Origin of the sequence: Mesorhizobium sp. AA23 (assembly GCF_001672435.1) — a bacterium.
Taxonomy (GTDB): Bacteria; Pseudomonadota; Alphaproteobacteria; order Rhizobiales; family Rhizobiaceae; genus Mesorhizobium.
The window spans coordinates 97021-119729 of sequence record NZ_LYTP01000003.1; the positions used below are offsets into that span (position 1 = coordinate 97021).

General features: G+C 61.1%; 20 protein-coding genes and 1 riboswitch. Of the genes, 5 read left to right on the forward strand and 15 right to left on the reverse strand.

What is annotated here, in order from left to right; all coding sequences use genetic code 11:
* The first annotated feature begins 27 nt into the window (after positions 1–27).
* The gene (locus A9K66_RS04930; protein ID WP_067320429.1) at positions 28–1065 is read left to right on the forward strand and encodes a pyridoxal-phosphate dependent enzyme; all 1038 of its coding nucleotides are present in this window, start codon (positions 28–30) and stop codon (positions 1063–1065) included.
* A gap of 11 nt (positions 1066–1076) precedes the next feature.
* Here A9K66_RS04930 and A9K66_RS04935 read toward each other — a convergent pair whose 3' ends face one another.
* The 3 genes from A9K66_RS04935 to A9K66_RS04945 form a co-directional block, all read right to left on the reverse strand.
* Positions 1077–1826: a FadR/GntR family transcriptional regulator gene (locus tag A9K66_RS04935; protein ID WP_067320431.1), complete on the reverse strand. Its 750-nt coding sequence runs from the start codon at positions 1824–1826 to the stop codon at positions 1077–1079.
* 304 nt (positions 1827–2130) lie between these two features.
* Positions 2131–2796, reverse strand: coding sequence for an SGNH/GDSL hydrolase family protein (locus tag A9K66_RS04940; protein WP_067320435.1), 666 nt, complete (start codon positions 2794–2796; stop codon positions 2131–2133).
* Positions 2797–2875: 79 nt separating this feature from the next.
* Positions 2876–3958 (reverse strand): extracellular solute-binding protein, encoded by a 1083-nt coding sequence (locus A9K66_RS04945; protein ID WP_082953711.1) that lies wholly within the window; start codon positions 3956–3958, stop codon positions 2876–2878.
* Positions 3959–4497: 539 nt separating this feature from the next.
* On the opposite strand from A9K66_RS04945, the gene A9K66_RS04950 reads away from it, so the two are divergent.
* From A9K66_RS04950 to A9K66_RS04960, 3 genes are all read left to right on the forward strand, one after another.
* On the forward strand, positions 4498–5580 hold the full coding sequence (locus A9K66_RS04950) for an ABC transporter ATP-binding protein (protein ID WP_067320728.1): 1083 nt from the start codon (positions 4498–4500) through the stop codon (positions 5578–5580).
* On the forward strand, positions 5577–6458 hold the full coding sequence (locus A9K66_RS04955) for an ABC transporter permease (RefSeq protein WP_082953713.1): 882 nt from the start codon (positions 5577–5579) through the stop codon (positions 6456–6458). The genes A9K66_RS04950 and A9K66_RS04955 overlap by 4 nt, the downstream gene beginning before the upstream one ends.
* 77 nt (positions 6459–6535) lie before the next feature.
* The gene (locus tag A9K66_RS04960) at positions 6536–7246 is read left to right on the forward strand and encodes an ABC transporter permease (RefSeq protein ID WP_082953728.1); all 711 of its coding nucleotides are present in this window, start codon (positions 6536–6538) and stop codon (positions 7244–7246) included.
* A gap of 205 nt (positions 7247–7451) precedes the next feature.
* Here A9K66_RS04960 and A9K66_RS04965 read toward each other — a convergent pair whose 3' ends face one another.
* On the reverse strand, positions 7452–8321 hold the full coding sequence (locus A9K66_RS04965) for an NmrA/HSCARG family protein (RefSeq protein ID WP_067320441.1): 870 nt from the start codon (positions 8319–8321) through the stop codon (positions 7452–7454).
* Positions 8322–8440: 119 nt separating this feature from the next.
* Between A9K66_RS04965 and A9K66_RS04970 the strand changes: the two genes are divergently transcribed.
* Positions 8441–9334 carry a LysR family transcriptional regulator gene (locus A9K66_RS04970; RefSeq protein ID WP_067320736.1) on the forward strand — a complete coding sequence of 298 codons (894 nt, stop codon included), beginning with the start codon at positions 8441–8443 and terminating at the stop codon, positions 9332–9334.
* Between the two features lie 1280 nt (positions 9335–10614).
* Here the strand turns inward: A9K66_RS04970 and A9K66_RS04975 are convergent.
* From A9K66_RS04975 to A9K66_RS05025, 11 genes are all read right to left on the reverse strand, one after another.
* A complete protein-coding gene (locus tag A9K66_RS04975) occupies positions 10615–11364 on the reverse strand; it encodes a hydroxymethylpyrimidine/phosphomethylpyrimidine kinase (RefSeq protein WP_067320444.1) in 750 nt (249 codons plus the stop codon).
* Positions 11355–11960, reverse strand: coding sequence for a thiamine phosphate synthase (locus tag A9K66_RS04980; RefSeq protein ID WP_067320447.1), 606 nt, complete (start codon positions 11958–11960; stop codon positions 11355–11357). Before A9K66_RS04980 ends, A9K66_RS04975 begins: the two co-directional genes overlap by 10 nt.
* Positions 11957–12730 (reverse strand): thiazole synthase, encoded by a 774-nt coding sequence (locus A9K66_RS04985; RefSeq protein WP_067320450.1) that lies wholly within the window; start codon positions 12728–12730, stop codon positions 11957–11959. The genes A9K66_RS04980 and A9K66_RS04985 overlap by 4 nt, the downstream gene beginning before the upstream one ends.
* 3 nt (positions 12731–12733) lie before the next feature.
* Entirely contained in the window at positions 12734–12931 is a 198-nt protein-coding gene (gene thiS / locus A9K66_RS04990) for a sulfur carrier protein ThiS (protein ID WP_067320453.1), read from the reverse strand.
* The gene (gene thiO / locus A9K66_RS04995; RefSeq protein WP_067320455.1) at positions 12928–13896 is read right to left on the reverse strand and encodes a glycine oxidase ThiO; all 969 of its coding nucleotides are present in this window, start codon (positions 13894–13896) and stop codon (positions 12928–12930) included. The genes thiS and thiO overlap by 4 nt, the downstream gene beginning before the upstream one ends.
* The gene (gene thiC, locus A9K66_RS05000) at positions 13893–15713 is read right to left on the reverse strand and encodes a phosphomethylpyrimidine synthase ThiC (protein WP_067320460.1); all 1821 of its coding nucleotides are present in this window, start codon (positions 15711–15713) and stop codon (positions 13893–13895) included. Before thiC ends, thiO begins: the two co-directional genes overlap by 4 nt.
* Before the next feature lie 112 nt (positions 15714–15825).
* A riboswitch (TPP riboswitch) is annotated at positions 15826–15937 on the reverse strand.
* Positions 15938–16218: 281 nt separating this feature from the next.
* Complete coding sequence (locus A9K66_RS05005; protein WP_067320463.1) at positions 16219–18354, reverse strand: beta-galactosidase; 2136 nt, start codon at positions 18352–18354, stop codon at positions 16219–16221.
* Between the two features lie 28 nt (positions 18355–18382).
* Positions 18383–19528, reverse strand: coding sequence for an ABC transporter ATP-binding protein (locus tag A9K66_RS05010; protein WP_067320467.1), 1146 nt, complete (start codon positions 19526–19528; stop codon positions 18383–18385).
* Positions 19529–19577: 49 nt separating this feature from the next.
* Positions 19578–20429: a carbohydrate ABC transporter permease gene (locus tag A9K66_RS05015; protein WP_067320470.1), complete on the reverse strand. Its 852-nt coding sequence runs from the start codon at positions 20427–20429 to the stop codon at positions 19578–19580.
* A complete protein-coding gene (locus A9K66_RS05020) occupies positions 20429–21313 on the reverse strand; it encodes a sugar ABC transporter permease (RefSeq protein WP_067320472.1) in 885 nt (294 codons plus the stop codon). The genes A9K66_RS05015 and A9K66_RS05020 overlap by 1 nt, the downstream gene beginning before the upstream one ends.
* Before the next feature lie 65 nt (positions 21314–21378).
* Positions 21379–22647 carry an ABC transporter substrate-binding protein gene (locus A9K66_RS05025; RefSeq protein WP_067320739.1) on the reverse strand — a complete coding sequence of 423 codons (1269 nt, stop codon included), beginning with the start codon at positions 22645–22647 and terminating at the stop codon, positions 21379–21381.
* Positions 22648–22709 lie beyond the last annotated feature (62 nt).

Genomic DNA, 22709 nt, shown 5'->3' on the forward strand with positions numbered 1-22709 from the left:
GAGCATCATCCAAAGGATCCAATCCGAATGACGAATGTTTCACAGGCCGAACTCAGCTCTGCGCTCGAAGCGCTCCCGCGTGCGCGGCTGGCGCATCTTCCGACGCCCATCGACTACTGCCCCAAGCTTACAAAGCGGCTTGAGGGGCCAAGGATCTGGATCAAGAGGGATGACTGCACCGGTGTTGCCTTTGGCGGCAACAAGGTTCGGCAACATGAATTCATCCTCGGCGACGCGGTTAGTCGCGGTGTCGACGTGGTGATCCAGGGTGCCGCATCCCAATCAAATCAATCGCGCCAACTCGCCGCAGCTGCCGCGCGGCTTGGTCTCGACTGTATCCTGATGCCTCGTAAGGACGCCCACTACGATCAAGTTCAAGGCAATCAGCTTATATCCAGGCTTTTTGGTGCAAAGATCGTGCCCGTGGACGCGACGGCTTCGGTGAAGCGGGCCAAGCAGGATATGGCGGCCAGGCTGAAACGCGAAGGCCGAAACCCAACTATCCTCGGCATGGGATCGGAATCCGCGCTGAGCTTGGCGGCGGTCGCCTATGTCAACGCGTATCTGGAGATATCTGCTCAGTTCGAAGCGCTGGGCGAAGCGCTGCCCACTCACATCTATGCGACCTCTCAGGGAAGCACGCAGGCCGGCTTGCAGGCGGCGGCAATGCTGCTTGGGCACCCGACTCAAATCCGCGGCATCAACCCGATGGACAGCCGCAACGAGGCCTACGAATTCCCTTCCGCGATTGCCGGTCAGTGTGAGGCGGCGGCGCGTATCCTCGGGTTCGATTTGTCGGTGCCGGTGGAAGAAATCAGCAACTCCACCGATTGGGTGGGCGATGGCTACGGCCTTCCCTCGGCTGATGCTCAAGAGGCGTCTGCCTTGCTCGCCCGAACCGAGGGTATCCTTGTCGACCCGGTGTATTCGGGAAAAGGGTTCTCCGGCTTGCTTGCCGATATAAGGGCTGGCCTTCTGACGGCGAAGGACCGCGTGGTGTTCATCCATACAGGCGGTCTGCCAGCCATTTTTTCTTACGCCGACACCATTCTAGCTTGCAGGTAGAAGAATGGCCGTCAAGAAGCTGACGTGCTGGTGTTGACCGGCCCCAGCCTTTGCCAATTCGGTGGGACGTCAAAGCCAAGGATACGATGGCGCGACTGAAGCAGATGGCTCCGCATCGCGTCAAAAGCGGCCTGCGCGTCACCCGACTTGATTGCATCGACGATCAAGGCGTGCTCGCGATAAACGGTCTGGGCTCTAGTGGTGCTGCCGATCAGCGAAAATTCGCCCACCAGGCGCATACCCAAAAGTATCTGGGGATTGAGCATCGATAGCGTCGCTTCGAAGAGTTTGTTCCCAGTGCCCTTGGCGATCGCGATGTGGAATGCCAGGTCAAGATCGCCGAAATCACTCTCGCTCAGATCGCTTTTGAACTTCTCATGCGCCGAGATGATGTCAGCCAGATCCTGCGGCTTGCCTCGCAACGCGCTGAATGCCGCAGCATCGCATTCAATCGTCAATCGGAACTCGAACGCGCTGATGAGGTCTGCAACATTCTCGATAGGGCTGTAACTGCGCCTTGGTGCCTCGTTGGCGGCTATGACCACGCTGCCTGAACCGCGGCGGGAGTCGATTATCCCCTCGCTGCGCAGCTGCACCAGGGCCTCGCGCACGACGGGGCGTGAAACGCCAAAGCTTGCTGCCAGTTCGGTCTCGGTAGGCATGCGGGTGCCTTCGCGCCACTCACCCTCGTCGATCTGGCGACGCAAGCCATCATAGACGCGCTTCGACAGCTTGATGCGCTCATCGTTTGGAGCAGCCATTCGCAAAATCCGCGTGATTCTCCAGTTGTCTTACAAATCTAACCAAACAAGCGCGGAAAATCCATGACTTGAGCCCTGAAAGCAATCGAGCACATGTTCGCATTCTGCCGACGTTTCGTGGGCCGATCCAGCTTTAGCGCCGGTCGGTATTTGCCTAGCGCGCGCGGCGGTTTGGCTGACCCTTTGCCGGGCGACGTAGTGAAGCACCTTCCTACCGCTCAAGCCAGGTACGGCGCAGTCCCCAAACTCAATTCAGCAAATCACCGAGGTGGCTGATCGGCTCCCGTCATTTTCGCAACGGGGACTAGAGTTCCTTCCCCATGCCAAACATTGTCAGCAATTTGCCGGCTATCGCTTTTCCAAGGACGGCATGATCATGGAGGTCCAGGTGGATACCATCCACCGGGCTCACCTTAATGAACTCTGCGGCATTGAGATATTCGGCGCCAAAATGGGCTGCGACGGCTTTGTATTTTTCAGCAAGCTGGCCCGATTTGACGGCTCCGCCGGAAAAGATCTCGCCGAGAAACCCGACTTCCTCGATAGGGGCGGGAGCGATGACCAAAATGCGGGGATCGGTTCCTGCGGGACCCGATTTGCCGGACAAGATCAGCTCGATCAGCGCGACCAAACCTCGAGCAATGTCTTCCGAAGTAAGGCTGAAGCGTGTCTTCAGATCGTTGGAACCGAGCATCACCACGATTGTGTCCAACGGACGGTGGCTATCGACGCAGGGCTCGAGGTAGGTCAACCCGTTGCGCGAGGCGCCTTCGATAGGATCGTCGAGAGTTGTTGTTCGACCGGGAAGGCCCTCTTCGATTACGCGGAAGCCCTTACCCAAGGCTTCCGTCAGAACGCCTGTCCAGCGTGCGGTCTCGTCGAACCGCTGACTGTCGTACCAACTCCTGGCGGGAGCCGAGCCATGGGTGTTGCTGTCGCCGTAGCATAGAATTCGCCTTACTCTTGTCATCGATGTCGGACCCTTTGCTACGGCGGCAAGTTATTACTCGAGGAAGCCCGACCGCATCACATGACACGGCCGGCCGATGTCATGGCGTCGCCTTGACCTGGTTCCAAAGATCAGTGCGCTTGGTTGGATCTTCATCCGGCTGCATCCAGAAGATCTTGGTTCCCGCTGGTATGGTATCGGTTGACGTGACCGAATTGGCGTAGCCGGATTTTTCGGTCAGCTCTGCGGCAATCTTCTTGCTGATCACGAAGTTGATCCACTTCAAGGCTAGGTCGTAGGAATCGCCCTTGGCTCCGCTGGTGACCGCCCACGTATCCACCCAGGCGATGACACCTTCTTTCGGATAGGCCTGCTTATAATTCAGGCCGCCAGCAGCAAGCGCCTTGATCTGCTGATCCGCGTAAGCGCCGAAAATGATGGGCGCATCATTGTTCTGCGCCAACTGAACTGAATCCTGAACGAACGTGTAGAAGCTCGCGGAATTATGCTTCAGGTCTACCAGCTTCGGCATGGCATCCTTGAATTGCTGGTCGGTCAGATGAAAGGGCGTCTGCACGCCGTTCATGATTGCCGCTGTAGCGAACGCGCTTTCGCCGTCGTCATAGAGCAATACCTTACCCTTGTACTGAGGATCCCACATCACCGACCACGAGGTGGGCGCCGGATTTACCTTTGCGGGGTCATAGATGAGCGTCATCGGGCTGAAGGCATAGGGAATAAGATAGGTCTTCCCGTCGTGAACCGCGCCGGCAATCTTGGAAAGATCCTGGAACTGAGGCAACTGCCCGGCATGATTTGGGATCTTCGACAGATCGATCGGCTGGAGGAGGCCTGCCTCATAGTATCTCTGCATACCAGCTGCAGCTGTCGCAAAGATGTCGAAATCCTTGCCTTGGCTACCCTGGATCTTGGCCCACATCTCGTCGTTAGATCCGGCAAAAACCACTTCGACGGTCGCATCATTGTCTTTCTCGAATTGCGCGACCCAGTCCTTGTCGGCGTAGCCATCCCACGTCAGGATCCGCAGCTTGCCTCCGGCCATGGCCGGGCCGGCAACGGCAAGCGCAAGAACAGACGATACCGCCAGCAGCTTTCCAATTTCGCCAAATAGCTTTTTGTACATTCTCATCTCCTCTGGAATGGTTCCGGCATCGTTGATCATTTGAGTTTAGCCGGGTTTGGTTCGAGCTGGTCTGGTCCCTGTCGATTATGACGTTCCGTTGTCGAAGGTGCTCCAACTCGGCGGCCTGCCTTTACTCCGGCTCCGCGGCTCCCTCGTCGATGGGGCAGGGCATTTTTCAGGGCGCAAACCGTAGTGCATGCAGCGTGCAATCGGCAATGAGTGGAGTCAAGAGGTCCCGGCGGTTTTTTTGAATCGCGGAATCATCTGCCGATGTTGCAAATTTTTGTGAACGGCCGGTCGATCCGACGAAAACGATTGGGAGTAGCAAGCGCCAAACGCGCGCTAATTAAGGTGCTGAGACAGAACATTGTCGACGCCGAGGATGAGATGAGGCAACTGCGTCCGGGTCGGCGCGAATGCGCTGTAAGACAGAAATGGGAACAACTGAAGCGAATTACCGGTATTGCGTTCTGCATGCAACTTGGTGTAGGTGCGGTCCCTGACGGTGGCGGCATCGCTTACTCGCAATCCGCTATAAGAATGGGTGGAACAGCCCAACCGGCTAATGGGAAATGCTCATGACCGACCTGCCTCTTATTGAGATGAGAGATATCGGCAAGACCTATGGCAGCCAGACGGTCCTGCGCAATGTCAACCTTGAGATCGGCCAGAACGAGTTTCTCGTGGTGGTCGGCCCATCGGGGTCCGGCAAAACCACTATCCTTCGCATGATTGGCGGATTTGTCGAACCAACGAGCGGCGACATTCTCCTGAACGGAACCCGGATCAATGGCATTCCGGTCAATCGCAGACCGTTCAACACCGTCTTCCAGGACTATGCACTTTTCCCGCACATGACGGTGGCCGCGAATGTCGGCTATGGGCTCCGGGTCAAAGGGTTGCCGTCCGACGAGATCAAGAAGCTGGTTGCGCAGACGCTCGATCTGGTGGGCCTCGGCCAGCTTGGGCTGCGCTATCCAGCGCAGATGTCCGGCGGACAACGGCAACGGGTGGCCCTGGCGCGCGCCCTCATTTGCAAGCCGCGACTGGTCCTGTTGGACGAACCGCTCGCCGCGTTGGACGCCGGCCTTCGCCACCAGATGCAGACCTTTCTCAAGTCAATCCAGCGTGAGATCCAAACCTCATTCCTGTTCATCACTCACGATCAGGAAGAGGCCATCAGTCTGGCCGATCGCATTTGCGTCATGGATCATGGCGAGGTTGTGCAGGTCGGCCAGCCGGAAGAGGTCTATTATCGCCCTTGCAATCGCTATGTCGCGGATTTCTTCGGCGACAACAATCTTGTTGAAGCTAAGGTGAGCACCATCAACCGCGACGGGGTCGCTGTGGAGACGCCATTTGGAACGGCCGTGGCCCGGGGCGATCAGGGCATGCAGTTCAATGCCGGCGACACGGTGACACTCGCTGTGAGGCCAGAGAACGTAGAGCTTGCCGGGGCAAACGGATCGGCACCCGCGGCATATGTCAAATCAGTCTCCTTCGTCGGGCCTATGTCGCTTTTAGAAGTTGAAGCGGCGAAGTCGCCCGGTGCGACCCTGCACGTTAAACAGCTCAGCAGCCAGTTGGCTGCTCCGCTTGAAATCGGCGCCGGCGTGACAGTCTCGTGGAAGGGACAAGAGACGTGGGTCATCCGCAAGTGAACTCCACGAAGACCCCGCAGCTGGGATCCACCGGCGAGGCCCGGCTCATCAACAGCCTTGTCGTCATCGCCTATGTCTTGCCGATCATCCTGATCCTAGGGCCGTTTTGTATTTTTTTCGTCGTCAGCTTCGGGCGCGTCGAGGCCTCCACTGTCGTTATTGACTTCAACCTGTCGAACTACGTTCGAATTTTCGCGGACTCGACCGTCCGTATGGTCATTGGGCGGACCCTCGTTATAGGGGTCGCTACAGCCCTTGTCTGCACGCTGATCGGCTTTCCGGCTGCGTATCTGATGAAGGTTCTTGGCCCGACGCGGCGCTCTCTGCTGATGGTGGCATTTGCTGTGCCCTTGCTGATGAGTTACGTCATCAAGATCTACACGGTGCGCAATCTTCTTGGCACCAATGGCGTCATCAACCATTTCCTGACGGCTTCGGGCCTTGTCTCCCAACCGCTCGAATTCTTCACGCTAAGCTACTACGGGGTCTTCCTGACACTGACCTCCGTATTGCTGCCGTTTGCGGTTTTTCCGATTTTCCTGTCCCTTGATCGCATCCCGGCAAGTCTGGTCGAAGCGGCCGCCGACCTGGGCGCAAGCCGCCCGCGCATCTTCTGGACGGTGATCTTTCCATTGAGCCTGTCGGGAGTGGCAGTCTCGTTGACATTCACGTTTGTGCTGGCGATCGGTGATTTCATCACCCCGGAACTGGTTGGCGGGCCGAACGGATTTACACTCGGTCGCATCATCTTCAGTCAGTTTGGTCTCGGCTTCAATTGGCCGTTCGGTGCCGCGCTCTCGACCTTCATGATGATGATCGTCACGGTGGCGTTGGCATTGGCCACCCGCATCCGTCCACCTGGAAAGGTGACATTTTGAAGCCAGCACGCTCCACGGTCGTCTTCCTTTGCGTCGTAACCGCACTAATCTTGGCCATCCTTTACGGCCCGATTCTCATGGCCATCGTTACCGCGTTCGTGCCGATCCGCGGTGGCGTATTCCAGTGGGATCAGGTCTCCGTCGTGGCGTTTGAGAGCATCAATGGCGATATTGTCGATGCGCTGAAATTGACCCTGATCGTCGGGCTTGTCGCTTCCACGATTGCGCTGGCGATCAGCACCGGACTTGCTCTTTACTGCGCACCGGGATTCGGCTTGGGCAGAAAGTTCATTGAGTTCCTGATCTTCCTCCCGTTTGTAATGCCTCCTATCATCACAGGGCTCGCGCTCCTGATTTCCTTCCGGGAGGCGGACGTCCCGAGGTCGCTTCTGACTGTCTTGATCGGCCATGTCACGATCTTGCTGGCGATCGCCTATCGGACCATCGTGACGCGGCTGCGTGAAATGGGTCCTTCACTGGTCGAGGCGTCGCTCGATCTGGGCGCCAGCCGGCTTCAGACCTTCTGGTGGGTCGTGCTACCTAACCTCAGACCGGCACTGATGGCGTCATTCGTCCTGTGCTTTGCGCTATCGTTCGACGAGACCATGGTCACTTTGCTTCTGACCGGTGGCCAAAGTACTTTCCCGGTTCGGCTTTGGGGCATGATGCGTCTTGGGTTCTCGCCCTCGATCAGCGCGTTGGTCGTCTACATCCTCGCCGTCAGCACGGTATTGAGCCTCTTCCTCATCAGGCTTTTTATCCCCGAGCGCTCCAAGGCGGTCGCGTAGAAACGAGCTTGGCCATTTGAGTCCGGTTGCCACTGTACAGGCACCTGGCCAGGAGGCCTTGGTGGCCGCGGAGGAGACCTTCGGTCCGCACGCACCACCCTTCCGCTTCCAGGACGAGACGGACGTTATCGCTCCAGCCAACGATATCAGATTCGGACCTCCCCCCTAAGTCTATGCCAAAGATCTTGGCGGCTGGTTGGCGGCCTTAGGCCGCGCTCGCTATCCTGGCCGCAAAGTCGCGATAGGTGTGCAGGGGGCGGCCCAAAATACTGGTCAGCCGTACAACGTCACAGGCCTCCGGGATCATGCCGTCGCTGACATAGCGCTCGGCCATCAGGCGCATCTCGTAGGCCGTCCATTTTGGCATGAAGCTCGCCATGTTCTGCTCGAACGCGCCGGGATCGTCGCCGCCATAGACCACCGGGCGACCCAGAAGGTCCGACCAGATCCTGGCCACGTGGGGGCCGGTCAGCGTGTCGGGCCCCACCACGTTGATGGTCTCGACCGGCAGCTTGCCGGGCGCGGAGTCGCGGCGGATCAGCTCGATCGCGGCTACTTCGGCGATGTCACGGGCGTCGACCATGGCTACGCCCTTGCTGCCAATCGGCATCGGATAGACGCCGTGCTCCATAATGACGTCCTTTACCATCGACTCGTTGTCGATGAAGTAGGTCGGACGCAAGATGGTGGCGCTGAAGTCCATCTGCACCAGCATGCGCTCGGCGCCGAACTTCACGGCGAAGTGCGGGACGTTCACCGCCCGATCGGCTTCGAACACCGAGAGATAGACGACATGGTCGACGCCCGCTTCGCGAGCAACGTTGAGTGCGATGATCGCCTGGGCAAATTCGTCACCTGTGACGGCATTGAGTAGGAAGAGGGTGCTCACGTCTTTGAAGGCGCTGCGCAGCGCATCGACGTCGAGGAGATCACCCTTGGCGACGTCCACACCGGTCGGAAAGCTGGCTTTCGCCGGGTCACGGGTTAGCACACGCACCGTCGCGCCGCGCTGAAGGAGTTGGTCGACGACATGGCGGCCGACGCGGCCGGTGGCACCTGTAACAAGTATGGTCATTGGGATTCACTTTCTGTTTTGAGTTAAAAGGCACGCTCAAAATGAGTGATCCACATACATCCCGATAGATGGTATGTTTGGACAGGTCGTCTCATAGATGGAACAAAAAGAACAAGATCGTGGATATTCTCGCTCTTGCCGACTTCAACTTGGTGGCCCGCCACGGCGGGTTCGGAAAGGCCTCGCGCGCCGCCGGCCGGCCAAAGGCCACCCTTTCCAGACGCGTGGCCGATCTCGAGGCAAGTCTTGATCTGCGCCTCTTCGAACGTGGTGCGCGGACGCTCAAGCTCACGGAGGAGGGACGAGCCCTGTTTGAACGAACGGGCTTTCTGCTCACAGAACTTGATGAGACGGCGAAAGCGATCGCTTCGGGCGGCCGTAGCCCGCGTGGTCGGCTACGCATCAGCGCGCCACTGCTCTTTTCTCAGACCGCGGTCGGAAAGCTCGCGGCCGGCTTCGTCCTTAGATATCCGGAGGTTCGGTTGGAGATCACCACGGAAGACAGGGCGGTGGACATGATCGAAGAAGCCTACGACCTCGTCATCCGGGTCAATCCGGAGCCGGATGCCACCCTTGTTGGGCGAGTGTTCCTGCGCGATCGGCTGGTGGTGGTGGCCAGTCCGCACCTGACGCCCCCAGCCTCTGGGCGTCCTGTTCCCGCGATCAGTCGAGGCTCGTTGAACGAGTCCGAAGCCTGGCAAGTCACGACCTCGTCCGGCAAGTCGACGATTGACGCCAAGCCAGTGCTCAGCCTGGCGTCGTTCGTCATGGTCCGGGATGCGGTGCGCATGGGGCTCGGCGCCGCGCGCCTCCCGTTGTCGCTTGCCAGCGGCGATTTGGCTGCCGGCAGGCTAGTGCATTGGGGGGATGTGTCAGGGCCCGAGACGGCGCTTTGGGCCCTTTATCCCTCGAGGCGTTTGCTCAGCCCCCGCGTGTCAGCGTTCCTCGACTACTTGAAAGAAGCCTTTCCGCAGGGGACGGCTGATGAATTGGCAGGCTATGTCGCGGACTGAACATCCGGCCACCCTTCCCTAGGAACCCAGCTCTGCTTCGATCAAAACTGCGAACAAGACAAGCGGAGTATCATCATTAACGAAAGCCTCCGACTGCCCCATAGTCAATGATTTTTCTGACCCCGTGCAAGCGATGTGAGGGGCAGCAGATCAAGCCGGCGGTACTTTTTGGCGGGACTCAACGTCCAGAAAGTACCGCCCGTTCTCGGCCTGCCCCTTTTTGCAGGCCAATCTGAAAGCGCTCCCGATTGAGATCGGATGCAAGTGAAAAAAAGCTGCGGAGCAATTAAAGCAGGCGTTCTGGACTGTTTGCCTACCAGGGTGGAGTCTGGCGCGCAACGCTTGAGCTTCAGCCGGAACTAAAATGGCATTGCCCTCCGATTCAGATTTCCACGCCCGCGAAACGCTCCGCCTGATCGGCCCTGATCCGCAGAACTGGGTGTTGGATCGGGAAGGCATCGACCACAGCAGCACAAATCTTCGCCAGTCCCTCGATCTGCCTTCTGGAAGCGTTAGGCCAGAGTCACGATCGGTGTCGACCAAACGAGGTCGTACAGTTCTTGTCTGGTGAAGGTGCGTTGCATTTTTGGATATCACGGGGGATTTGGTGGGGTTGCGACACCCCAGTCGCAACGCTGCTCAAAGGCAAGCAAGGGTGCACAGTTCTGGCCCCCGACGCCAGCACTGTTCCCTGTTAGGCTGAGTTCATTTCCCTGATATGCCGGTAGGGAATTCTCCGCCAGAGCATTGAAACTGCGCAAGGATTTCACGTTCGAATTCCCGCGCGAGGCGAAAATGACCGAAAAATTCGCTGTTTTTCAGCACCTAACAGGGAAAATGGGACAGAGACCGGTTCGCAGGTGACTGCCAGCACCACCATAACCTTTGATTTCGTTGCCGAAAATTGAGCGAGGCCAGAAACTTCCGGGCCCGTTGACGGGCTGGGCAAAAGGCGATCCCCGCGTTTGCTCCCGTCAAGTTGGAGGCGCAGCACCATCGAGTGACTAACCACCATTGCCCGGACGACACAAGCCTACACTGCCGCTGCATGCCCATGCTGGAAGGCCAAACTCGGGGCCGCCACTTGTTACCTTTCGCTTCCGGCCGCTGCTCCAGATTGTTGGGGCAGCATCTTATGAAGCGAGGTGAATAGCAGACGGTAACGAGTTGATGCCATTGACCTCCAAGGTTTATTAGATCGCCGGCTCGGACCTGGAGGGCATGCGCCTCTGACCTCCTGGGAATCGGTCAAGATGCGCATTGCGCTCGTCCGTTCAACGTCATCGCGCCCCACGAAGGAGCTCAAGAACATAGGTCTTGGCGCCCCGTACCGCCGCCTCCAACGGCAAACCTTGAGCTAACGATGCGGCGATGGCGCTGGACAGCACGCAGCCGGTGCCACGCATCCCCCCATGGACGCGAGGCGCTTCGACCCGAACGGCGCGACGGTCCGGCTGCATGAGAAGGTCATTGGCGTGATCTCCGTGCGCGTGCCCGCCCTTGACGAGCACGGCGGTCCGCACCGTCGCCGACAGGTCCTCGCCTTGAACGCAAGCGCCTTCTTCGTCCTTCGCAGGGTCTGCTCCCACCAACGTTGCCAGCTCAATCAGGTTGGGGGTCACGAGCCGGCAGAGCGGCATCAGATCACGGCACAACACGTCGACGGCATCGTCCTCCAGCAACACGCGTCCCGAGGTCGAGCCAAGCACAGGGTCGAGGACCACCGGCACCTTCGGATGGGCCGCCAGGACAGAGCCGACCGCCTCAATAGCTACCGCCGTCCCCAGCATGCCGATCTTGACGGCTGCGACCGGATTGGCAGCAAAGGCAGCGCGCATTTGGGCGGCGATAAGCTGCGGCGGCATCTGCTCGATGTGTTCGACGGCCGAATGCGTCTGGACGGTCACGGCCGTGACGGTGAGGCAACTGCGCAGCCCAAAGGCGGATACGGTCTCGACGTCTCGGGCTGTTCCGGCGCCGCCACTTGAATCGCAGCCGGCGACGATCAGCACATGCGGCGTCAACGCCATTGGGCTGTCGCCGCCAGCCATTCAGCCGTCCGCGCCTCGGGGTGCGTGTTGCGGGTGATGTCGGTGACGACGGCCGCACTTTGGGCGCCGTGCGCGAAGACACCGGCTACGCGCTCGACGGTGAGCCCGCCGATGGCCACAAGCGGAAGTTCGCCTACGCGCTGCTTCCAGGCGGCGATGCGGTCCAGCCCCTGCGGATCCCATTTCATCGCCTTGAGAATGGTCGGGTAGATCGGTCCGAGCGCGACATAGTCCGGCTCGGCTTGGAGCGCGGTTTCGAGTTCGGCGCCGTCGTGAGTGCTGAGGCCCAGCCTCACGCCCGCCCTGCGGATCGCCTTCACATCAGCCTCCGCCAGATCTTCCTGGCCGAGGTGAACGAAATCGCAATCTTCCTCGATCGCAAGGCGCCAGTAGTCGTTGACGATGAGCTGGCAGCCGTGGCTGTCACAGACTGCCTTCGAGGCGCGAATTTCTCGGCGCAGCGAAGCTTCGTCCTGGTCCTTAGTGCGCAGCTGCACCAGCTTCACGCCGAGCGGCACCAGACGTTCGATCCAAGCGGCGGAATCGACGATCAGGTAAAACGGATCCAGCTTCATGAGAATGCTGCCATGCCGATGACGGGGGTGGAGGGAACGGCCATGTCGCGCGGCTCGAGCAGGCCGGCGCAATAGGCCTCGCGGCCGGCCTCGACCGCCTTGCCGAAGGCCGCGGCCATGGCGGCGGGATCGCCTGCCCTGGCGACGGCCGTGTTGAGCAACACCGCGTCGTAGCCGAGCTCCATCACGGCCGCGGCATGCGAGGGCCGGCCGATGCCGGCATCGACGATCAGCGGAATGCCGGGGAAGTGGCCTCGCAGGCTTCGCAGCGCATTGGGGTTCTGCGGCCCGCGTGCGGAGCCGATCGGCGCGCACCAGGGCATCAGGAGCCTGCAGCCGGCGTCGAGCAGGCGCTCGGCGACGATGAGGTCGTCGGTCGTATAGGGAAACACCTCGAAGCCTTCGGAGGCAAGGATCCTTGCGGCTTCGACCAATCCGAAGACGTCGGGCTGCAGCGTGTCGTGGTTGCCGATCACTTCGAGCTTGATCCAGTCCGTGCCGAACACCTCGCGCGCCATCCGCGCCGTGGTGACCGCTTCCACCACCGAGTGGCAGCCGGCGGTGTTGGGCAGCACGCGAACGCCGAGCGACTGGACAAGCGACCAGAACTGGCCGCCGGCTTTGCCGCCCGATGTTTCGCGGCGGAGCGACACGGTGACGATCTCCGTGCCGGACGCTTTCACCGCCTCCGCCATGATGGCAGGCGAGGAGTAAAGCGCGGTGCCCAGCAGAAGGCGGGACGCGAGTTTCTGTCCATAGAACTCGAGCATGGATCAGCCTCCCTTCATCGGTGAAAGGATTTCGATGCGGTCGCCATCTTTGAGCCGGCAGCGGTCGCGCTCCCTGGCCGGTACGACGTCACCGTTCAGCGCGGTTGCCAGCCAGCCGCCTTGGAAATCGAGTTCGCTGAGCAGCGCGGCAAGCGTTTCTGCCGCGACTTCATGGGCTTGGCCGTTAACGGTGAGCTTCAAGGGCAAACTCCTTTGCTCCAGGATTCCAGGATGAGGTCGGCTGCCCGCCGCGCCATGGCCGGCGCGAGCAGGAAGCCGTGGCGGTAGAGGCCGTTGATGCGAATATTCCCCCCGTCGCGCTCGACGCGAGGCAAGTTGTCGGTGAATGCGGGACGCACGCCAACACCGGTTTCGACCAGCTCGGCTTCGCCGAAGGCCGGATGCAGCGCATAGGCGGCGCCGAGCAGCTCCATGGTCGAGCGCGCGGTGATCGGGCCTTTGGCATCGCATTCGATCATCGTCGCGCCGACCATGAACAGGTTTTCCGCGCGGGGCACTACATAGACCGAGATGCGCGGATGAAGCAGCCGCACTGGCCGGGCCAGCGAGATCTCGCCCGTTCGCAGCATAAGCATCTCGCCGCGCACGCCGCGCAGTTCCGGTCGCCTGTCACCGCTGCCGGTGCAATCCACCTCAATATCCTGAGATGCGGGCGCCGAGCTGCGGCCGAACTCGACGCGCGCGCCCATCCCGCGCAGCTTGTCGCGCAGGGAAAGCAGCGCCTTGCGCGGGTCGAGATGCGCTTCCTCAGCGAAGAACAGACCGCGTCCAAACCGGCCGTCGAGCGCCGGCTCGAGTGCCGCGATTTGGCTGGCGTCCAACTGCCTGAAACCGGATGTGCGGCGGCCGAACCGATCGAGTTCGCCGGCATCGCGGGCAGACGCCAGCACCAGCGTGCCCTGGCGCGAGACATGGCCGGGCAAGGCGGCGTCCCACCAATCGGCTGCGTCGCGTCCGAGCGTCAGCACGGTCTCCTCGGCGCTCTCGCGCTCGCACCAGGGCGCGAGCATGCCGCCAGCGTGCCAAGAGGCATTGCCGGCGATCTCGAGGCGTTTCTCGACCACGGTCACATCGGCGCCGCGCGTTGCCAGCTCGTGCGCGAGTGTCAATCCGGCGACGCCAGCGCCGCGAATGAGCACCTTCATGGCGTGTCCGTGCGCTCGGGGGTGCTGTCGACAGGCATGTAGAGATCGCCGCCGTCGCGGTACTTCGCCGCCATGGCCGCGAGCCCTTCCTTCTGGGCTTCGGCGCGGATGTCGTGCGAGATCCGCATCGAGCAGAATTTGGGGCCGCACATGGAGCAGAAATGCGCCACCTTGTGCGCCTCCTTGGGCAGGGTTTCGTCGTGGAAGGCGCGCGCCGTCTCCGGATCGAGCGACAGGTTGAACTGGTCTTCCCACCGGAACTCGAAGCGCGCCCGCGACAGCGCGTCGTCCCTGATTTTGGCGGCTGGATGGCCCTTGGCGAGGTCGGCGGCGTGGGCCGCGATCTTGTAGGTGATGACGCCGGTCTTGACGTCGTCGCGGTCGGGCAGGCCGAGATGCTCCTTCGGCGTGACGTAGCAGAGCATCGACGTTCCGAACCAGCCGATCATCGCCGCGCCGATGCCCGATGTGATGTGGTCATAGCCCGGCGCGATGTCGGTGGTGAGCGGCCCGAGCGTGTAGAACGGCGCTTCGCCACAGACCGCGAGCTGCTTGTCCATGTTTTGCTTGATCTTGTGCATCGGCACGTGGCCGGGGCCCTCGATCATCACCTGGCAGTCCTTGGACCAGGCGATCTTGGTGAGCTCTCCGAGCGTTTCCAGCTCGGCGAACTGGGCCGCGTCATTGGCATCGGCGATCGAGCCGGGGCGAAGGCCGTCGCCGAGCGAGAACGCCACGTCATAGGCCCGGGCGATGTCGCAGATCTCCTCGAAATGCTCGTAGAGAAAACTCTCCTGGTGGTGATGCAGGCACCACTTGGCCATGATCGAGCCGCCGCGCGACACGATGCCGGTGACGCGGTCGACGGTCAGCGGGATATAGGGCAGGCGCACGCCGGCATGGATCGTGAAATAGTCCACGCCCTGCTCGGCCTGCTCGATGAGGGTGTCGCGGAACACCTCCCAGGTCAGTTCCTCGGCGACGCCGCCGACTTTCTCCAGCGCCTGGTAGATCGGCACCGTGCCGATCGGCACCGGCGAATTGCGCACGATCCATTCGCGGATGTTGTGGATGTTGCGCCCGGTCGAGAGGTCCATTACCGTATCGGCGCCCCAGCGGATCGCCCACACCATCTTCTCGACCTCTTCGGCCATCGACGAGGTGACGGCGGAGTTGCCGATATTGGCGTTGATCTTGACCAGAAAATTGCGGCCGATGATCATCGGCTCGCTTTCCGGGTGGTTGATGTTGGACGGGATGATGGCGCGGCCGCGCGCCACCTCGTCGCGCACGAATTCCGGGGTGACGAAATCGGGGATCGCGGCGCCGAAGCTCTCGCCATCGCGCTGGAGTTTCGAACGCAACTGCTCCCGGCCGAGGTTCTCGCGGATGGCGACGAACTCCATCTCAGGCGTGATGATGCCGGCGCGCGCATAGGCGAGCTGGGTGACGGCGCGGCCGCTGGCCGCGCGCAACGGTCTGTTGCGAACCGGGAATTCCGGCGTCAGGCGATCGGCTGAGACGAAGCCGTTGTCTTCCGGCTTGATCGTGCGGCCCTCGTAGCGCCCCACGTCTCCGCGCGCCTCGATCCATGCCTCGCGCAGCCGTGGCAAGCCACACTCGATGTCGGTTTTCACCGTGGCGTCCGTGTAGGGGCCGGACGAGTCGTAGACAGTGACCGGCGGCTCGCCGGCGCTCGGGTGGACCGAGATCTCGCGCATCGGCACCCGCAGCTCCGGGTGAAGCTGACCGGATTTGTGGACCTTCTTCGAAGCTGGGAGTTCGCCGACGGTGACGGTCGGGGTGTGGGCATTCATGAGTGAGCCTCCTTGCTCGAGTGCAACGGAGACCCAGTCCACGCGATGAGGAGGAAGTGACGCTTCGCTTAGAATGCGGGCACTGCCCGAATGCCGAAGCCGGATTGCCGACCCGCGAAGCCTCGCACCGTCCCTACGCCAGTATGAACTGGATCAGGTTCAACGGGTCACTGCGCGCGATAGCAGTATCTCAGCCCCTTGCCGGGACTCCCCTGGTGAGGCGCCTAGGTTGGACGATGCGACGCTATCCTGTCAACTCGACTTCATGACTTCTCCAGCCTCGAACAAGCGACGAGAAGTGGCGCAGCCACGCAGCTTTGGTCGAGCATCTCTTACATCGACGCCCATTGAGCCACGACCTTGCGCGCGTCGAGCTGGCAGTCGGGGCCCACTTGTCATCCGCCAAGGAAACGCTTTTGCGATCCCTTGTGGCGGCGGATTGAAGAACGCATTTTTCGCCTCGAAGAGCATCTGTTCGGCGTCTATGGACGCTGGTTCGATTTGTTCAGGACCGAATTATTGCGCAGCCGTAAGGGTCGAGTTGCAGCGTTCCTTCAACGGCCTTGCCCGTCAGCAGGTCGAGGCCCTTTGGGACGTCGGTTACGATCACGGCGACTTCCGTGGTGTTCAGCACGAACATCAGCCGGCGGTCGTCGGCTTCCCTGACAGAGACCTCCACCCCGGCAGGCAGGTCGGGCAGCAAAGGCGCTATACCGGCTTTGGCCAGCACGACATCGACAAGCTTCTCCGTCAGTTGCGGTGTGAGATACGTGCCGACATAGACAACCCGACCTTGCCCGACCTTGCGGGCGGTGATTGCCGGAGAGCCGGCGGCGAAGCGGTTCGACCAGACGCCGAGCACCTCGGTGTCAGGCGCTACGTCAAGCACCTCGTACAAATGCGCAGCCTGGAATTCTTCATTGCCAAGGGTGAACAGGTATTTGCGTTCCGCGGACGAGGCCGGGAGGGGCGGCGGTGCATAGGTGCCCATCGGAGCCGGACGAAACAGCGGAAACAGGCCGCTGGCGCCTTCGGGAACGACGCGGCCGAACTCCGCCACCCTGACGCCGCTCAGGGCTGCAAGGGCCTTGCCGGGGGCCTGCTCGCGAATGATGTGGTTGTTCTCGTCCCTCGTCCCGCTCAATGCCGACAGGATCAGCGTACCGCCGTGGCGGACGAAGGTTTCGACAGCCTCGTTCCATTCATCCTTCCACATCACCCAATGCGGGACGTAGAGCGCCTTGAGCCGCGAAAGATCGTCTTCGGGATGAATGAACCCGCATGCAATGCCGTTCTGATAGCAGTGGCGATGAAACAGCGTCGCGTCTTCGAGCGGACTGGGGAGGCCGATCGGATAGGTCTTGTGAGCCTCCTGGTTATCGAAGTCCGCGCCGGCGATGCCGAGGTCCATGCGCACTGCGGTGCCAAGAATCTGCTCCTTCGCGGCGGCGATCTCATGGAAGAAGCGGCTCGCCTCGTCATAGCGGCGGCGCGGCACGTCGTCGTGATCGATGACGCCCATCCAGTAGATCTCGGCGCCGAAATGCGCGGGACGCCAACGAAAGAACATGACACCGTCGGCGCCGCGCGCCACCGAAGTCATGGCCATGCGACGCATCTCGCCGGGCTCCGGCGTCATCGTCGAGAAGCCGGGCTGGCTGCCGAAGCCCGAGGCCTGCTCCGGAACGATGAAGTTGCCGGAATAGGCGCGGCATATATCGAGATGGAGGGCCTGGGTCGCCGCATGCCCGCCGGTTCGGCGCATCTCGTCATAGAGCATCGGATAGATGTCGAAGCCGATGAAATCGAGGTCCTGTCCGAACTGACCGCGGAAGTCGATGTCGGCAAGCTGGCCAAGATTGTGGAAGATGAACCAGTCCGGATTGGCGGCGCGCAGGATCTCGACCTGGTCGTGTTGGAAGGCCGCGGTCGCGGCGGCCAGAAAGCGATGGTAGTCCTGCACGTGGCCGGGGCTGGGGTAGGACGGCATGAGCGGTCTCGGCAGGTCGATCTGCGAGAAATCGTCGTAGGCCGTCGCCCAGAAGTGGCCGCCCCAGGCGAAGTTCAACGCCTCAATGGTGCCATAGGCCTTCTGCAGGTATTTCTGGAACTCCAGCCTTGTCGAAGGCGCGAACGATTCCGACACCGTGGTGTTGAGCTCGTTGTCCGTCTGCCAGCCGATCACACGCGGGTTGTGCCGATAATGCTCGGCCATGGCGCGGGTGATGCGGCGGCTGTGGGCGCGGAATACCGGGCTTGTGGTGTCGGCATGCTGGCGCGATCCGTGGCTTGAGGCCCGCCCGTTCATGTCAACGCGCAGCACTTCGGGATAGTTGACGGTGAGCCAGCGGGGAGGGGTGGCTGTCGGCGTGCACATGATCGTGTCGATCCCCGCGCGGCCGAGAAGTTCGATCGCGCGATCGAACAGGCCGAACTCGAACTTGCCTTCGCGGGGCTCGAAAATGTGCCAGGCGAACTCTCCCATACGCACTGTGTTGACGCCGGCGGCAGCCATGCGCTCGGCGTCACGCTGCCAGCAGCCTTCGTCGACATGTTCGGGGTAATGAGGTGCTCCAAGCAGAAAGCGGTCAAGATTGAGGGGCCGCCATACGGATAGCGGAGCGGGCTCTTTGCGGTTCATGCGTATGGGACTTTCGAAATTTCGAGGTTCAGACTGAGGCGAGGGGTTTTCTTGGCGTGAGCGTGCGGCCATCGGGGCCGAAGAGGTAGGCGTCGCCGGCTTCGAAGCCGACCTGCAACGCGGCGCCGACGCCGAGGGTAGAAACCTTGTTGAGCTGAAGCGTGAAATTGCCGGTGCCGCTGTCGGAATTGGTCGTCTGAAGCGGAGAGCCGTCGACGTAGAGGACAGTTTCGCGCCCCAACTGCTCGACCAGACGGACCTGGCTGGAGAAGGCCGGCATTACGTCGTCGCTTGGCTCGACGACACGCAGAGCCTCCGGACGGATGCCGATGGTCACGGCGTCACCAGCCGAAAGGCCGCCGGCGTCGATGCCATCCAAGGTGATGGCAGGGAGGCCGGCGGCGGCTACCGAGACGCTGGATGCCTCGACGCTCACTGCTTTCGCTTCGATGAAATTCATGCGTGGCGCGCCGAGGAAGCCCGCGACGAAAATGTTGGCAGGGTTGGCGTAGAGCTCCAGCGGCGAGCCGACCTGCTCGATCCGGCCCTTGTTGAGGACCACGATTCGGTCGGCCATGGTCATCGCCTCGACCTGGTCGTGGGTGACGTAGATCATCGTCGATCCAAGCTGCGCGTGCAGGCTCGAAAGTTCCACTCGCATCTGAGTGCGCAGCGCGGCATCGAGGTTCGACAGCGGCTCGTCGAACAGGAACACCTCGGGAGAGCGGGTGATCGCGCGGCCGATCGCGACGCGCTGGCGCTGCCCGCCCGACAGTTGCTTCGGGCGCTTGTCGAGCTGCTCCTCCAGACGCAGGATCCGTGCTGCGCGTTTGACGGCGACGTCGATCTCGGTCCTGGGCCGGTGGGCCATCCGCAGGCCGAAGCCCATGTTCTCGGCCACGGTCATGTGTGGGTAGAGTGCATAGGACTGGAAGACCATTGCGATGCCGCGGTCGCCGGGTTCTTCCCTGGTGACGTCTCGCCCGTTGATCACGATGTGGCCGGAGTTGATGGTTTCCAACCCGGCGATCGTCTTCAGCAATGTCGACTTTCCGCAGCCGGAGGGGCCGACCATGACGACGAACTCGCCCTTTTCGATCGTCAGGTCGACCGTCTTCAGGGCATGGTAGCCGGCATAGTGCTTGTCGACTTTTCGCAATTCCACGCTGCTCATATCGAGGCGCCTTTCCGTGCGTGTCGGGTGCGGCAGGGTTCGCGGCGGATCATCCCTTGACGGCTCCCATGGTGAGGCCGGCGACAAAGTGCTTCTGCATCATGAAGAACATCACGACCGGGGGCAGGGCGACGAAGATCGTGGCCGCCGAGACGATGTTCCAGGCCGATGTCCATTCGCCGCGCAGATTGTTCAGGCCTGCGGTAACGGGTTTGACCGCATCACTCTGGGTAAGGACGATCGCCCAGAAATAGTCGTTCCAGACGAAGGTGAAGGTGAGGATCGCGAGTGCCGCCAGTGCAGGCCGGACCAGCGGAATAACCACGTGGCGCAATGTCTGGAACGGCGAGGCGCCTTCGGCGCGCGCCGCCTGGAACAGTTCGCCCGGGAGAGCGGCGATGAAGTTGCGCATGAAAAGCGTGGCGAAGCCGGTCTGGAAGGCAATGTGGAAAACGATCAGCGCATAGACGGTGTCGTAGAGACCCAGCCTCACCATCAGGTCGCGGACCGGGATCATCATGATCTGCGCCGGCAGGAAATTGCCGCCGACGAAGAGGGCGAAGATGAGGTTGGAGCCACGGAACGGGTAGCGCGACAAGACGAAGCCGGTCAGTGTCGACAGGATGAGAACGCCGATGACGGATGGGATGGTGATCAGCAGGCTGTTGAGGAAAAAGCGCAGCATGGCGGTCTGGTCGAAAACCGCCTTGTAGTTGTCGATCAGGCTGAATTTCTGCGGCCAGCCCCAATAGTTGCCGGCCATCAGCTCCTCGTTGGAACGGATCGAGGTCAGCATCACGGCGAGCAGAGGCAGCAGCCACAGGATCACGACCAGGGTTACACCACCTAGATAGAGGGCTCGCTGGATCCTGGCGTTTTCGGGAATGGGGCGCGGGTACATCAGGCGTTGCTCCGCTCGGCCTTGATGAGGCCACTGAGATACCAGGCGATGAAGACGATCATGATCACGAACAGCACGGTGGCGATCGCGGCGCCGTAGCCAAAGCGGTAGGAAAAGATCGACTCCTGATACATCTGGTAGGCGAGCACGGTGGACGAGCCATAGGGGCCGCCACTGGTCATGACCGCGATCATGTCGAAGGAGCGCAGCGCACCGATCACCGTCACCGCGATGGCGATGAAGCCGACCTGCGACAGTTGCGGCAGGACGACATGGCGCAACATGCGCCAGCCGCGCGCACCGTCGACGCGTCCGGCGGCGATCAGATCGTCGTTGAGGCTGTTCAGGCCCGCCAGGAACAGGATCATGCAGAACGCGATCTGTGGCCACAGACCGGCGGCGGCTACCGCGAAGGTGACGAAGGTCTCGTCTGAAAGCAGCGCCGGGGCGGTACCGCCAAAGGCGCCGAAGAGAAGCTGCAGCAACCCGAAGTTTGGATCATAGACCCATCCGAACACGACACCGACGGTGACGGTCGCCAGCACAAGCGGCACGAAGAACAGCGACTTGAGGATGCGCATGCCGCGGATCTGCTGATTCACGATCAGCGCAAGCGCCAGGCCGATCGGCGGCGCCAGCATGAAGATCAGCAGCCAGATTACGTTGTTCTTGAGCGAGACGTAGAACTGCGGATCGTCGGCCAGTTCGACATAGTTGGCGAGCCCGACCCAGGTCTTGGCGCCAATCCCATCCCAGTCGTGCAGCGAAATCCAGACCGTCTCGATGGAGGCGGCAAGGATCACCGAGCCGAACAGGATGAGGCCCGGCAGCAGGAAAAGTACCGGCGTCAACCAATGACGATTTCTGCGCCAGACAGGAGGCATGGCGTTCCATCCGAAAAAAGAGAGCCGGGAGCCGCCGAAAGGCGGCGCCCGTCAGCCAGGGAGGATCAACCGAAGATTCTCTTGCGGGTTTTTTCGAGGCGCTTGAGGATCTGCTCACGTCGCTCAGGCTTGACCATGAATTCCTGCAGCCCCGCCATCCCTTCCTGGGCCATGTCCGGATCGGTGTCGCGATCGTAATATTGCGATGTTCCAACCACTTTCTTCAGTTCCTCGACCGCAGCATTGACCAGCGGGTCCTTGCTTGGCGGGCAGTCGTTGCGAGGCGGGATGGCGCCTTCGGCGGCGAGGAATGCGCCCAGATTTTCCGGCTTGTAGAAATAGGCGAGGAAGTCGCGCGCACCCTGCTTGTTCTTCGCATTCGCCGGAACGTGGATGGAGTTGACCGAAAAATCCTCGTAGCGGGCGACGCCGGGAACGATCTCGGGAAATGGCGCGTAGGCAAGCTGAGGCAAATCCGCTTCCGGAAAGGCGGATCGAACGAAGCCGCCCAGGTCCATCATTGCCGCCTTCTTTTGCGCTAGGGCAGCACCCGCCTGCTCCCATCCGAACGAACTGTGGCTCGGCGAGAAGAAGCCCGCCTTGATCAGATCGTTCCATTTGTCGAAGACTGGCGTCAGCATCGGATCGGTGTAAGGAACTTTGCCGTCCATCAGCGCGATGTGCTTGTCGAGCCCGTTGATGCGCAGGTTCATGTGGTCGAACCAGCCACCCGCCGGCCAAAGCTCCTTCGTGCCCATGCTGATCGGGATCATCTTCGCGGACTTTGCCGCCTCGCCGAAGGCGAGGAAGTCGTTCCAGGTCTTGGGCGGCGACCAATTTTTTTCGGCGAAGACGTCCTTGCGATAGAAGAGGCCCCAGAGAAGACCTCCCATCGGCAGGCCATACTGCTTGCCGTCGACGGTGACCGCGCTTGTGGTGGCGCCGAGTACGCTTTTGTAGTTCTCCTTGGCGAACAGATCGGAGATGTCGTCAAAAAGGCCCTTGTTGACGAAGGCCTTCATGCGGTTGCCGGAAAACCAGAAGCAGATGTCCGGAGCGCCGACGACAAGATAGCTGCGGATTGCCGTCTTATGGGCCTCGTGGTCCATGTTGTTGATGACGATCTTGGCGCCTGATTTTGCCTCATACTCGTTCGCCAGCCGCTGCAGGATCTGGCGTTGCTCGACATTGCTGAGGTTGGAAATGATGGTGATTTCCTGCGCCTGGGCCAAGGCCGGGAGGCAAAGACCAGTCGCCGAAGCGGCGAGTGCCGCGCCAGTGCCCTTGAGGAAACGGCGCCTTGTTGTGGTTAACGCGGAAAAGTCGGTGGTCATGGCTTCTATCTCCTCCCTGAGAACAGCCGGATTCCAATTGAACCATGCGAATTCGTAGCGTA